Origin of the sequence: Paenibacillus sp. SYP-B3998, assembly GCF_010820665.1 — a bacterium.
Lineage (GTDB): Bacteria > Bacillota > Bacilli > Paenibacillales > NBRC-103111 > Paenibacillus_E.
This window is the reverse complement of record NZ_JAAIKC010000008.1, coordinates 156,430-169,974: the sequence shown is the minus strand read 5'-3', so window position 1 is coordinate 169,974 and position 13,545 is coordinate 156,430. Positions and strand designations below refer to the sequence as shown.

At 44.1% G+C, this 13,545-nt stretch carries 12 protein-coding genes; 1 reads left to right on the top strand and 11 read right to left on the bottom strand.

The genetic code is table 11. The features are described from left to right. Positions 1 to 84: 84 nt before the first annotated feature. The 11 genes from glnA to liaF form a co-directional block, all read right to left on the bottom strand. Positions 85 to 1,509: a type I glutamate--ammonia ligase gene (gene glnA, locus GK047_RS19810; RefSeq protein WP_163950695.1), complete on the bottom strand. Its 1,425-nt coding sequence runs from the start codon at positions 1,507 to 1,509 to the stop codon at positions 85 to 87. A gap of 238 nt (positions 1,510 to 1,747) precedes the next feature. Beyond that, entirely contained in the window at positions 1,748 to 2,791 is a 1,044-nt protein-coding gene (gene aroF / locus GK047_RS19805; RefSeq protein WP_163950692.1) for a 3-deoxy-7-phosphoheptulonate synthase, read from the bottom strand. Between the two features lie 137 nt (positions 2,792 to 2,928). Beyond that, positions 2,929 to 3,450, bottom strand: coding sequence for a DUF2062 domain-containing protein (locus GK047_RS19800; protein WP_346010365.1), 522 nt, complete (start codon positions 3,448 to 3,450; stop codon positions 2,929 to 2,931). A 59-nt stretch (positions 3,451 to 3,509) separates the two neighbouring features. Next, entirely contained in the window at positions 3,510 to 4,466 is a 957-nt protein-coding gene (locus tag GK047_RS19795; protein ID WP_163950688.1) for a 4-hydroxy-3-methylbut-2-enyl diphosphate reductase, read from the bottom strand. 56 nt (positions 4,467 to 4,522) lie between these two features. Further along, positions 4,523 to 6,001, bottom strand: coding sequence for a sensor histidine kinase (locus GK047_RS19790; protein ID WP_163950685.1), 1,479 nt, complete (start codon positions 5,999 to 6,001; stop codon positions 4,523 to 4,525). 3 nt (positions 6,002 to 6,004) lie between these two features. After that, positions 6,005 to 6,694 carry a response regulator transcription factor gene (locus GK047_RS19785; RefSeq protein ID WP_163950682.1) on the bottom strand — a complete coding sequence of 230 codons (690 nt, stop codon included), beginning with the start codon at positions 6,692 to 6,694 and terminating at the stop codon, positions 6,005 to 6,007. A gap of 116 nt (positions 6,695 to 6,810) precedes the next feature. Continuing rightward, entirely contained in the window at positions 6,811 to 8,415 is a 1,605-nt protein-coding gene (locus tag GK047_RS19780; protein ID WP_163950679.1) for a S1C family serine protease, read from the bottom strand. A 199-nt stretch (positions 8,416 to 8,614) separates the two neighbouring features. After that, entirely contained in the window at positions 8,615 to 9,028 is a 414-nt protein-coding gene (locus GK047_RS19775) for a YugN family protein (RefSeq protein WP_163950677.1), read from the bottom strand. 77 nt (positions 9,029 to 9,105) lie between these two features. After that, positions 9,106 to 9,753 carry a response regulator gene (locus GK047_RS19770; protein WP_163950673.1) on the bottom strand — a complete coding sequence of 216 codons (648 nt, stop codon included), beginning with the start codon at positions 9,751 to 9,753 and terminating at the stop codon, positions 9,106 to 9,108. 25 nt (positions 9,754 to 9,778) lie between these two features. Next, positions 9,779 to 10,795 carry a HAMP domain-containing sensor histidine kinase gene (locus GK047_RS19765; protein WP_240344052.1) on the bottom strand — a complete coding sequence of 339 codons (1,017 nt, stop codon included), beginning with the start codon at positions 10,793 to 10,795 and terminating at the stop codon, positions 9,779 to 9,781. A gap of 23 nt (positions 10,796 to 10,818) precedes the next feature. Next, positions 10,819 to 11,913, bottom strand: coding sequence for a cell wall-active antibiotics response protein LiaF (gene liaF, locus GK047_RS19760; RefSeq protein ID WP_163950667.1), 1,095 nt, complete (start codon positions 11,911 to 11,913; stop codon positions 10,819 to 10,821). Positions 11,914 to 12,228: 315 nt separating this feature from the next. On the opposite strand from liaF, the gene GK047_RS19755 reads away from it, so the two are divergent. Next, positions 12,229 to 13,518: an ammonium transporter gene (locus tag GK047_RS19755; protein ID WP_163950665.1), complete on the top strand. Its 1,290-nt coding sequence runs from the start codon at positions 12,229 to 12,231 to the stop codon at positions 13,516 to 13,518. Positions 13,519 to 13,545 lie beyond the last annotated feature (27 nt).

The following is a 13,545-nucleotide window of genomic DNA, read 5'->3' as shown; positions in this document are numbered from 1 at the left end:
GTTTTCTACAAAAAACAAGCTGTTTCTTCAATAGATATCTATTGAAGAAACAGCTTGTTGGGTACATAGAATAAGTGCTAAAAATTAGCAATCAAAGTACAAGTTATACTCGTGTGGGTGAATACGAATTGCAACGGCTTTCGCTTCGCCACGTTTCAAGTCGATGTAGTTATCAATGAAGTCTTGTGTGAATACGCCGCCTTCAAGCAAGAAGTCAGAATCAGCTGCAAGAGCATCCAAAGCCTCGTCTAGTGTACCAGGCACGCTGCGGATTTCCGCTTTTTCAGCGTCAGACATTTCATAGATGTTTGTATCGAAAGGACCATATCCAAGAGCGCGTGGATCGATTTTCTTTTTGATACCGTCAAGACCTGCCATCAACATAGCCGCGAAAGCAAGGTATGGGTTCGCTGTGCTATCTGGTGTACGGAATTCGATACGGCAACCTTTAGGTGTCACAGCCGCAATTGGGATACGTACTGCTGCAGAACGATTACCTTTGGAGAAAACAAGGTTAACCGGTGCTTCGTAACCTGGAACCAAACGTTTGAAAGAGTTTGTGCTTGGGTTCGTGATTGCAATCAACGCAGGAGCGTGATAAAGGATACCGCCGATATAATGGATTGCTAATTCACTAAGATTTGCATAGGCACCTTTTTCATAGAACAAAGGCTCGCCTTCATTAAAGATGGACATGTGTACGTGCATACCGCTACCATTGTCACCAAACAGTGGTTTTGGCATGAAAGTAGCTACTTTCCCATATTCTCTAGCCGTGTTAGCAACAATGTATTTGTATTTGAGCAGGTTATCTGCTGTTTTAGTCAATGTGTCAAAACGGAAGTTGATTTCAGCTTGACCAGCTGTAGCTACTTCATGGTGGTGACGCTCGATACGCAAACCGGAATCTGCAAGTCTGTTGCACATTTCGGAACGAATATCTTGTTGGGAATCAACTGGTGCTACTGGAACATAACCGCCTTTAACTGGCACTTTATAAGCAAGGTTCCCGCCTTCTTCTTTGCGGCCTGTATTCCAACCCGCTTCTTCGGAATCAACTTCGAAGTACGACTTATTGATACCATTTTCATAACGAACATCATCGAAGATGAAGAATTCGGATTCTGGAGCGAAATATGCAGTTGTCCCAACACCTGTAGTTTGCAGAAACTCTTCTGCTTTTTGAGCGATGCTGCGAGGATCGCGATCATAACGCTCGCCTTCAGGCGTATGAATGTTGCTCATGATAACCAAAGTTGGATGCGCTGTGAAAGGATCTACGAATGCAGTTTCTGTATCTGGCATCATAACCATGTCAGATTGTTCAATACCACGGAATCCCGCGATGGAGGAACCGTCAAAAGCTACCCCATTTACGAAAGTTTCTTCATCTACTTCTGTTGCAGGCAGAGAAATATGGTGGGCTTTACCGGAAAGACTAACAAAACGAAAATCTACCCACTCAATGTTTTTTTCCTTAATAATGTTCAACACATTTTGAACTGACATTTAAAAACCCTCCCATTTCCGTACATTCAACGTACTTAACATGATTATTGTTCATCTTTTTGGTTGTTATCTTGCACATATTATATAGCTAATTTGCTAACACAGTCAATACTTATGTCAGGTATTTTTTATTTAGGTGTGAGCTATGCTCACATTCTTCACAATTTCGACCTAAATATACCAAAAAGGAGACTGGCTCTTCTTGTTAGAAGTAACCAGCCCCTATGAATGACTAACATTAAGCAAATATGGCTTCTTTTTTCGTATCGAATTTCTTTCCGAGAAGCGGTGACAGTTTCTCCAAGTCAACTAACAGCTCTGCAAATTGGTTTGGAAACAGGGATTGCACGCCGTCGCCAGTCATGGAATTGTCCGGATCTGTATGCATTTCAATAATAAGACCGTCTGCTCCTGCTGCAACTGAAGCTTTGGTCATAGGCACTACCAACTCTCTGCGTCCAGTGCCGTGACTTGGATCAGAGATAACAGGAAGGTGACTCAATTGCTTAAGGACTGGAATAGCGGACAGATCCAGCGTATTGCGTGTATACGTTTCAAATGTGCGAATACCGCGCTCACAGAGCATTACGTTCGGATTGCCACCAGCTAGGATGTACTCGGCAGCATTCAAGAACTCATCGTAGGTTGAGCTGAACCCCCGCTTCAGAAGAACTGGAGTTTGAATCGTTCCTAGTTTGCGGAGTAGATCAAAATTTTGCATGTTACGTGTTCCAACTTGAAGAATATCCGCATACTGCGCGCACACGTCTACATACTCTGGCGTCATGACTTCTGTGATCGTAAGAAGCCCATGCTTCTTACCCGCTTCTGCCATCATTATCAACCCTTCAATCCCAACACCTTGGAAGCTATAAGGACCCGTTCTTGGCTTAAAAGCTCCACCGCGCAGAACTTGACCGCCTGCCGCCTTGACAAGACGAGCGATCTCGTCAATTTGCTCCGGCGTTTCTACCGCGCAAGGACCACCCATTACTACGAGTTCCTCACCACCGATTTTCACACCTTTAATGTTGATTACAGTATCCGCCGGATGAAAATCACGGCTTGCTAATTTGTAAGATTTTGAAATTTTCAAGACTTGCTCCACTCCTGACATTTGTCGCAGTTGTTCTGCTAATTTAGGATCGGCTTGGCCAATAATACCGATAACGGTGCGATCTTCACCTTTGCACACATGAGCTTGCACACCTTGCTTTTCAATAAATTGGGTAAGCTCTTGAATTCGCTCATCAGAAATTTTGTTGGATGTAACGGCAATCATGTATACACGCTCCTATATAGAAATTTAATTCCACTTGAACACTTCAACGCTTTTATGCTTCTGTGCTTCTGCGCTTTTAATCGTTAAAGTAAATATACAACGCTTGACGAATTTTCGTCAAGCCCTAATTTATTTCATTATTCATTTGTATCTGACGCAACCAGCTGAGCCTTACGAATTCTGCGTTTTTCTTTACGCCGATTAGAATGATACCTAAGCAACAGCATAACGGGGAAGTATGCAATGATACCTAGGGCAGCACCAACAACCATACCGCCAACAATAAGATCCAAGCCGCTTCTGATAATATTCGAGAGCACATGCGGCAAATGATGAATAAGGTACACTTTGAAATGCTTCGGCACTAACCAATTGCCGACTTGTTTATTCAAAATAGAAAAGGGAATGTAGATCACTTTACCGAAAACAAATCCAATTAATGCACCAGCAAAATTGGCTCTTAACAAATAAACGAGCGGGAATATAAGGAGGAAAGCGAATCCCGCAGTAGGTAACGTGAACATTTCAACAGCCAAACCGATTGAGAAGCCGCGAGCTACCTTAGAAGGGCCTCCTTTGGCACGTAAAAGTAGCAAGTATTTAAACTTGAACCAACGTTTGGTGCTATTCCAATCGTAGCGAGCTTTTTTAGTTTTCACCTTCTGTAAGCTTCTTTGCATGCTGGGTCTCAATCCTATCGGGTAGAATGGTTAAGCAGTCACTCACTGCTCGCAGCTTTTGATTTTACAGCCGGAATGAGCTTCTTCATATTAATGGTACGTTTGATTTCCCAGCTGGTTTCATCTTTCGCATCGTAACCTTCCAAATAGGTGATTACCTCTTTAGTGATTGGAGTAGGCGTAGAAGCCCCTGAGGTAACACCCACCTTGCGGACGTTCGCGAACCATGTCCGATTAAGTTCAGTAATATCGGATACTCTATACGCTCTCACACCTGCAATCTCCTCTGAAACTTGCGCCAAGCGATTGGAGTTGTTACTTTTGGGATCGCCAACGACGATAACGAGGTCAACTTCCTTCGCCTGCTCTGCCACAGCTTCTTGCCTAACTTGCGTGGCAAGGCATATTTCATTATGAATTTCTGCTGTAGGGAATAGCTCCAGTAAGCGATTCATAATGTGTCTAATATCCCATTGGCTCATGGTTGTTTGATTCGTAATGATGATCCGTTCAGACTTCAAATCCAGCAGTTCCGCTTCTTCTAGCTTTTCTATAAGATGTACACGTCCAGGAGCTACGCCCAGCGCACCTTCCGGCTCTGGATGTCCTTTCTTTCCTATATATAAGATTTCATACCCATCGGCCACTTTTTCACGAATCAGATCGTGCGTTTTGGTGACGTCCGGACATGTAGCATCCACGACGGTCAGCCCCTTATCTCGCGCTATCCGGCGCACTTCTGGGGATACGCCATGAGCCGTGAAGATAACCGTTCCTTTCTCAACCTGCTGAAGAATGTCAAGTCGGTTTTCTCCATCTAATGTAATGACGCCCTCTTCTTTGAAGAAGTCAGTCACATGGGCATTATGGACGATCATGCCTAATATATAAATGGGCCTAGGCAAATTAAGATTTTTAGCGGTTTGCATGGCTAGCGCCATAGCATCAACAACCCCATAACAGTACCCTCTTGGGGATATTCTAAGAACTTCCATCTTTTCACCTGCTCCGAGAAAAATGTTTAATTGTGTCTTCTCTCCATTATAGCTGATTACATAGATAGAGGAAAGTTGACTGGCAACCAGATGATAAACGTACTTCCTTCCTCTTTCCGAGTCGTCACCTCGATGGATCCTCCGTGCTCGTCGATGATCCATTTGGCGATAGATAACCCTAGACCGGTACCCGTCGTCTGACCTCTGGATAGATCAGCACGATAGAATCGATCAAAAATATGGGGGACGTCTTCTTTGTCCATACCGATCCCTGTATCCGCTACACGAATACCGATGAAGGCCTCTCTGCGCAACGCATCAAATAGGACCTTGCCAGTCGGTGTGTACTTGAATGCATTTTCGATAAAAATAAAAAGGAGCTGCTGCAAGTAGTCTCGATTTCCAAAAATAAAAATATCTTGTATAGCATCAAGATCTCCAATCTCAAATTCAGCCGAATGCGCAAGAAATTGAGCCCGTCTTACGACTTCCTGTACAAGAGGGAGCATCTCAATTTCCGTCTTCTCCATCAATACGCCGGCATCCGCTCTAGCCAGAGCGAGCAAATCGTTGACCAACCGGCTCATCCGCTGGGCCTCACCAGAAATATCGTGCATAGCTTCCAAAGAAAGCTGTATTTGATCAGCAGTTGCAAGCTGCGCGTTGCCTGAGGTCATCTTCCACATTTTTTCCAGTAAATCCACATTACCACGAATCGTCGTTAACGGTGTCCGCAGCTCATGAGAAGCATCGGATACGAATCGCCGCTGTGTACGGTAAGCTTCATCAAGCTCCGTGTACGTAACTTGGATGCGAGAAAGCATCCCATTAATCGTGTCCGTCAATCGACCGATCTCATCTCTAGGTCCGTCATACAGAATGCGCTTTTCCAAATCATCGCCGCTTCCGATTTGATTGGCCGCTTCGATGACTTGGTCAATCGGCTTAAGCGCTTTTCGCGCTAAAAACCAACCTAGAGAGCCCGCAACAATAATCGTCAAAATCGCCCATATAATCAATGTATAGCGCAGCACGACCGAGGTTCTTTCATAGCTTCCAATTGGAACCGCAGCCTGAAGAATACCAATGAGCTTCTCAGGGTTATCTGGCGATTCATAAATGCCTTGATGATAGATCAAAAAGTCCTGTCCTACAACCTTTGTCTTCTCAAAAAGAGCTGTTTCTTTTTTTAATTTATCTATGGTCGTATTTGTAATTGGTAATGTAACATTATAGTACTGAAGATTTGCAGAACGATTAAACGTTTTGAGCTGAACATTATATAATTGCAAAAACGTATTGGTTGAATAAAAATCTCGATTCTCCAGTTCCAGATCGATAACAAGTCCTTTGAGCGAAAGCGCAAAACTTTTCTGTACACGAGAATAGGTAACATCCGCTTCTCTTTTCAAATCCTGACGGATTTGATCATACAAGAAATAATTCAAGAAAAAATACAAAAGAATCCCAAACAACAGCATCGTTACTGCCAGTATGCCGGAGTACCAAAGTGTTAGTCGTAAGCGAAGAGACATGCTTTAGGAATCTCCTCTCAACACATATCCCGCTCCTCTGACAGTTTGAATGAGACGCTTGTGTCCAAACTCTTCCGTTTTCTGACGAAGCAGCGCTATATAAACCTCAAGGACATTAGACTCACCACTATAGTCGTAGCCCCAAATTTTCTCCATAATCACATCTCGCGATAACACTCTCTTCGGGTTTAGCAAAAAGAGATGAAGCAAATCGAACTCTTTCGTTGTTAACTCAATGAGCTTGTCTTCGCGGAATACTTCCCGCGTATCCAAATCCAAAATAGTATCGTCATAGCTGATTCGGTTCGTTGGCTGCTCCGGTCTTTCCGCTCTTCGACGCAAAAGAACGCGTACACGCGCAAGTAGTTCTTCCAGTGCAAATGGCTTGACTAAGTAATCGTCTGCACCAAGATCGAGTCCTTTGACTCGATCACTAATTTCATCCTTGGCCGTGAGCATTAGGATAGGGACTTCGCTTCCGCTTTCGCGAACGCGTCGAACAACTTCCCATCCATCAATGTGCGGCATCATAACATCAAGAATAAGCAGATCAGGTTCGTTACCAAGCATCTGCTTCAATCCCTCTGCACCATTTCCTGCAGTTGTAACTGTATAGCCTTCAAAGGCGAGTCCGCGTCGTAACATGGACGTAATCTTCTCATCATCATCTACAACCAATATTTGTTCTCTCATCCTACAACCGCCTCTCTCACTTCATTGTATCAAAAATCGTCAAGAAGCAAAAAGAAGTCGAGCCTGCAAGCTTGGGGCCGCTGGACTCCACTTCCTTTATCTGCAATTTGCTGATTTTACTTCGTTGTTTTCTCAGTCAAGGCATTTTTATCTCCGATAGCAACAGGTACTTCCACACGCTTCCCATCGCGAATGATCCCTAATGTTACTTTATCATTCACTTTGGCCGCCTGAACCTTCGTGATTAACTCTTGCGAATTTTTCACTTTGGCTCCATTGATATCAACAATTACATCGTATTGGCGCAGACCCGCTTGGAACGCAGGGCTCTTACGTTGCACACTACTTACTAATGCACCGTCTGTGCTTGAAAGTTTCAACTCAGTTACCCAATCCTTACCGATATCTGAAAGCCCTACACCCAGATATGGAACTGGCTCTTTAGGAATTTGAACGTTGTTTTTGAGGTTTTCCAGAACCGATGAAATCGTGCTCGTCGGAATAGCGAAACCAATACCTTGCGCCTGCGAACTGACTGCTGTATTAATCCCAATCACTTCACCGTTGAGATTAAGAAGCGGTCCACCAGAGTTGCCTGGATTAATAGAGGCGTCCGTTTGCAATAAGTGTTTGTATTCCCGTGTACCTTTGGAATCCGGAATGCTGATCGGACGTTCTTTGGCACTCAATACACCTACCGTCACTGTGTGGTCAAATCCATAAGGGTTCCCGATAGCTACAACCCAATCACCTACATTGACATCCTCAGCTTTGCCAAGCGGCAGAATCGGAAAATCTTTATCACTTTCAATTTTGAGCACAGCCAAATCTAGATCGTAACTATTTCCCAACAATTTGGCTTTGAACGGTTTATCATAACCTTCAACGGTCACCTGAACTTCATCGGCACCATCCACGACGTGCTCATTCGTTAAGATATAGCCTGATTTCTCGAAAATAAATCCGGTTCCCATCCCCGCTGCCTGCATGCCTCCGCTGCTTGAATCCTGTTGACCTTGATTCTGGTCGTTGTTCCCGCCGCTGCCTCCACCATTATCGCCAAAAAATTGACGGAAGAACGGATCGTCGAAGAGTGAGTTTCCGCCGCTGCGACTAGACTGCTTCGCTTTTACTAACGATTCAACCTTAACAATTGCAGGCCCTGCATTTTGCGCGATTTCCGAGATGTTGTTCGGACGAGCGATATCTAATCCGACATTTTTCACTTCGCCGCCATTACTGCTTGAGCTTTTCGTCGCTATTGGTGAAGAAGAACTGCTGGAAGCTAATGGTTGATGACCTGTGAATAGGTTCATTTTATCAGCGCTGAACATCAATCCGCCTACAACCAAGGCACCAGCCATAAAAGCTGCGAAAACACTTTTCACAGAGGTACGCTTTTTCGCGTTGTAATCCCATGGACCCGGACCTTGTTGTCCGCCATCAGATTGAAAACTGAAAGGACGTAAATTGGGGGGCGGAGTAACTTCAACACTTGAGGTTCCTTCGGAACCCGATGCAGAAGTTGTTGTCATGGGCTCTAATTCGTTCTTTTCACTAAACGCTGATTTGTTTGGCCCATAAGAGTAATAGTAGGAAGGTTTTTCTTGATTTGCATCCTGTGAGTTTTCGTTCCTGTTTTCGTTCCTGTCATTATTGCTGCTATCATTGTTCTGCGGCTTGAAGAAGTCGCTGTAGTCTTTTTTGTTATTGTCTTCCATTGTTTTTACCTCCATATTTTCGCATTTTTCGATAAAGTTATAAGTGCATGCATGGTGGTTCTCGTTGAAGTAGTAGGTCTTGTTGTCTATGGATCTATCATGCACCTACAACCTTAAACCAATATTAAAAAACGATAAAATGGAGGTAAAAAAAGTGCTCTAATAAGATATTTCTTGGAATACTAAATTTAGAACGAATTCATTGAACCCAAGCTTGTTCGACTTTTTGCAGCAATTCAGTCGCCTCTGTAACCCACTTATCTTCAATTTGAGCATCAGCATCGAGTGGGGTCTGAAATTGATCAATCAGTGCTCCATAGGTCTCCGCTTCCGCCTTATAATCAAGTCCCTCATTATAGACATGCTTTAATAGGAACGGCGTTCCCACTTCAACAATAGCATCTGTCGACTCCGTATCCCCATCAATTCTCCCAGTCACTACTTGAAAGGGAATTCGCAACCACACCTTGTGGGCCTCATCTAAATATCGATCAAAATAGCCGTGATCATAATCCCAGTTCCCCCCCAGGGAAAACTCAAACTCATGGAGTTGGTCACGAACGTTGTCAAAAGACTCCTGCACACGTTCCAATGATGATGATAATGTTTTCATTCCAGACACTCCTTAGCCGTTTGTATTAGTTATTGCTTACGGTTAGAGTGTGCCAAAATATAGTTTTTATGTGTTAGTTAGACCCATCCTTTGCGATGCGCAAAGATAGCCAGTTGAGTGCGATCTTCCAATTCACACTTCATCAATAAATTACTAACATGCGTTTTCACCGTTTTGATACTAATAAAAAGCTCCTCCGAAATGTCTTTATTCGTCTTTCCTTCCGCGATAAGAAGGAGGACTTCTTTCTCCCGCGTGGTCAACCCCTCTTCCTCAGGCTTTGCGTTGCGCTGCCGAATCCCTCTCGTCAGAGCTAACGAAACTTCTGAGTTCATGACAGGCATCCCGCGGTAAGCGCTTTGGATCGCATGAATAAGCTGATCAGAGGAGACTGTTTTGAGCATATAACTAATAGCCCCCGACTCTACAGCCTCCACGACCTTGGCCTCTTCTAAAAAACTGGTCAGCATGATGACCTTGATCGCAGGGTACTTCTCGCATATAAGCCTCGTAGCGGCAATTCCATCCATAACGGGCATCGTCAAATCCATCAGGACAATATCCGGCAAGGTATCGAATTCCTTTTCCAGCTTCTCTAGCGCCTCTTTGCCATTACTGGCTTCTCCGATAACCTCCAGATCTGGCTCTAGAGAAATATAAGTTCGCAATCCGACTCGAACCATATCATGATCATCCACAATCATTACTTGAATATTGTTACTCATTCGACTCTCCCTCTCTACCCGCAATTCATCCATTTATTAGCCCCGTGAAACGTGGAATCCTCACCCGCACTCGCGTACCCGTTCCAAGCTTACTATCAATCTCTACTTCCCCACCCAGTTTCTGCGCTCGTTCCCTCATTGTCGAAAGTCCGTGCGAAGCCGATGGGATCTCGCTCCGCTCAAATCCTTGACCATCATCTTGCAGCTGAAGCACGTATTGATGCTCTCGTTCGTAAATTGCCAGCCTTACCTGATTTGCCGAGGCGTGTTTAACCACATTGGCAAGCCCTTCTTGAATGATAAGAAAAAATTGATGCTCGATCGCTTCGGATATCGCTCCAGTGAGAACAACATCAAGTTGGCCCTGAAGCTCATGAGCCCGGCAATATTCCGGAAACCATTTCTCCAGAGCTTCTTGTAAGCTCATATCATTCAATTCAATCGGTCTTAGCTGGGAGATCAAGCCGCGCATCTGCTTTTGCGCGTGGTGCGACATTTGAATCAATTGATTCATAACATTAGGTGCGGCATCCGGGTTTCTCTCCAAAATTTTGGGCAGTGAAGAAGCCGACATATGGATCGCAAACAGTTCCTGACTAACCGTGTCATGAAGATCGCGCGCCAAGCGTCGTCTTTCCTCTGTAACCGCGCTCTCCGTAAGCTCCTGATCCCGAATCGCTTCGGCTTCACCAAACTTTTGCAATAAGTGAACTCGTTCTTCAACAGCAGCTGCCATGGTATTAAAAGCTTCGTAAAGGTACAGGAAGGGCTCAACTGGTTCCATCTCAATTCGACTTGAGAAATTCCCCTTTGAAATTTCTAACATTGCTAAGTGAAGTTGATCCACTTTACGCTGCCATCTTCGCGTTGCAAAGTAGCCAATTGATAAGCACACAATGAGAATGGCAGCAACAAACCAGAGTCTGAATTCCCACGAATTCAGCTCGTCTTTGAAATATTCGAGGACAACATAAATGCTAGATCCGGTAATCAAACTGGATATGAGAAAATAATTGAGCAGTTGCCATTTCATATTATACATTCGCAATTTGTACATGCCGCTTCTCAACCTATCCTTTTTATCGTGATATCTCCAATAAACATGCTCGTCGTAACGATCAGCTTCCGCTCAGCTTCTTCATAATGTGAGGTTTGCGTTCTAACGTTCCGTAGAAATCCGCTCTCGCGTCGATCCAGCACCTTCATGTCGCCAATAAATGAGCTCGCCATGACACGAACCTCCACGTCGATATCATTCGGAATGAATATTTTCACATCTCCGATAAAAGCTGTTATATGAATTGGCGTTTCTCCCAATGGAATTGAAGCACGAGTCAAGTCAATGACTGAATCTCCAATAAAATGTGAAATTTGCAACGGTTTCAGTTCCCAAGGATCTTGACCTAAGTGAACATCTCCAATAAAGCCGTGTCTATGCAGCACATCCCCAGAATCATAGTTACGAACGAAATCATCATACTTATGCGCATACTTATTTTGAGCTCTACGTGGTTCTTCAGATGGTTTCGGCGTTTCTGGCTGCTCCCAATGCGTATGATGATTACTCACGAACTCACCATGAATATCCTTGAGAACCGCTTTCTCCTCCTCGCTCAATTCTCTTTTCAATTCCGACGGTTTATCATCGCGAGTCTCCGTTGTCTTCGTCCCCGACCACTGATCTGCGTCCCATGGATTTCTATGTTTTTGATGCTGCTCGCGTCTGATCGCATGTCTGGCTGCTCTTGCTTGATATTTCGCTTCCTTCGCTCGATCCTTTGCTTCCTTGAAAGATTCCCAGTTAGGAGACTCTTTTCTCCCAGGCTTGAAAATGACGCTTAATCCAAACAAAATAAGCGCTGCTGGGCCGAGATATTGAAACATGTCTCTCAGTGATAAATCCGTTAAATTTAAGTTTCTTAATAGAAATATCGTTCCAACTCCAGAAACTAGAAGACACCAAATCGAACCGCCCCAATGATATTTACGCTGCCATACGAAACCTAACAGACCATAAATAATAAGAATGACCGGCCAATAAGTGCTAACCAAATAGCGAATACTAATTTCAATAAGCCCCATCTGATTGAGTAGAAATAAAACTCCTGCTGCTACGAGGATCAGCCCCCAGATAATGCGCTTAAACATATGCGGATTCATACTTACTTCCTCCATTTGAGTAAATCATTTGTTAAGTTACTTCTAGTCTATAAGATACAGACAAGATTGAAAAGAGACGAGAGATTGAAGCTGTCCTCGGTCTCAAGACTGAGTTTTCATTCTTCCGTCCAGAGGTTAATTCACATCCTTTAACCAAACTTAACCCATTCGATTCAAATGTTATATAATCTCACCTATTTCGTTGACATGCTTATCATGAGAACCGTATAATTGTTGCAACTACTTGCTAGCCCATTAAATCTAACTTAAGAAACTGCGTTTATCCAGCTAGAAACTCTAAGGAGCGATAAAGAAATGGATGCAATTCAACAGCTATCCAGCGGTCTAGATACCATATGGGTAGTCCTGACAGCAGCTATGATTTTACTTATGGAAGGCGGCTTCGCGCTATTAGAAGCAGGCTTTGTAAGGCAAAAAAACGCAGTAAGCATCATTATGAAGGTATTTGTCGACATCTCGTTCGGAGCACTTATTTTTTACTTCTTCGGTTTCGCATTGATGTACGGAAAAGATGCAGGAGGATTGATAGGTACATCTGGTTTTTTCATGGGAGGAGACTTGACACACATCAGCTTATCGATCTCACATGAAACCTATTGGTTGTTTCAATGTGCCTTCGTCATTGCCGTCATTTCCATAGTCTCTGGAGCCGTAGCGGAGCGGATTAACTTCCGGGCTTATATTTTATATACAATCGCCATGACTGGTATCATTTATCCAATTGCGGGACATTGGGTATGGGCTGTTAATGGCTGGTTGGGAAAGCTAGGCATGGTTGATTTCGCTGGATCTGCCGTTATTCATGCACTTGGTGGTTTCTCTGCATTAGCGGCAGCTTTAATAATCAGACCACGCATCGGTAAATTCTCACCAGACGGCACGGCCAATATTGTACCACCTTCCAATCTACCGTTAGCTTCAGTGGGAGCATTTATTTTATGGTTCGGTTGGTTTGGTTTCAACTCAGGAAGTACGTTAAGCGCCACTAACACCTCCATCGGTCATATTGCTGTCACCACGATGCTAGCTGCCGCAGCCGGAAGTGCAACCTGTATCCTATTCACGATGATGCGCTATCGCAAAGCCGACCCTCCAATGGTTATCAACGGCGCACTAGCAGGGCTCGTAGGCATTACAGCAGGTTGTGCCTTTGTTAGTGATGTAGCCGCTATCATCATCGGAGCCATTTGTGGTATCGCTATGGTCTATGCAACTGAATTTCTTGAATCCAAAGGTATTGATGACCCTGTAGGCGCGTTCCCTGTCCATGGAATTAGCGGCAGTATCGGCACGATTGCGGTAGGTTTGTTCGCACAGCCTGATGCCATTAAAAAAGGGACAGCTGGATTGTTTTATGGTGGTGGCATTGAACTGCTTGGCGTGCAAGCGCTCGGACTTATCATTGTCTCCTTATGGGGATTTTTGCTGACATGGGGATTCCTTAAGCTTATAAAGCTCATCATACCTTTACGGGTAAGCAGAGACGAAGAACTTGTCGGACTCGATGTTGGCATACACGGCGTACCCGCCTATAGTCAAGAAGAGGGCTTCATTGATTTAGGCCAACTAAAAAGCCGCAAATAAAGAAAAAAAGGCTTAGCTAACAACGAA

Coding starts and splice junctions, on each gene's coding strand:
- GK047_RS19790 (WP_163950685.1), bottom strand. CDS start 6,001: ATGTCTCTTCGCTTACGACTAACACTTTGGTACTCCGGCATACTGGCA.
- GK047_RS19775 (WP_163950677.1), bottom strand. CDS start 9,028: ATGAAAACATTATCATCATCATTGGAACGTGTGCAGGAGTCTTTTGAC.
- GK047_RS19770 (WP_163950673.1), bottom strand. CDS start 9,753: ATGAGTAACAATATTCAAGTAATGATTGTGGATGATCATGATATGGTT.
- aroF (WP_163950692.1), bottom strand. CDS start 2,791: ATGATTGCCGTTACATCCAACAAAATTTCTGATGAGCGAATTCAAGAG.
- GK047_RS19795 (WP_163950688.1), bottom strand. CDS start 4,466: ATGGAAGTTCTTAGAATATCCCCAAGAGGGTACTGTTATGGGGTTGTT.
- GK047_RS19755 (WP_163950665.1), top strand. CDS start 12,229: ATGGATGCAATTCAACAGCTATCCAGCGGTCTAGATACCATATGGGTA.
- GK047_RS19780 (WP_163950679.1), bottom strand. CDS start 8,415: ATGGAAGACAATAACAAAAAAGACTACAGCGACTTCTTCAAGCCGCAG.
- liaF (WP_163950667.1), bottom strand. CDS start 11,913: ATGAATCCGCATATGTTTAAGCGCATTATCTGGGGGCTGATCCTCGTA.
- GK047_RS19765 (WP_240344052.1), bottom strand. CDS start 10,795: ATGTATAATATGAAATGGCAACTGCTCAATTATTTTCTCATATCCAGT.
- GK047_RS19785 (WP_163950682.1), bottom strand. CDS start 6,694: ATGAGAGAACAAATATTGGTTGTAGATGATGATGAGAAGATTACGTCC.
- glnA (WP_163950695.1), bottom strand. CDS start 1,509: ATGTCAGTTCAAAATGTGTTGAACATTATTAAGGAAAAAAACATTGAG.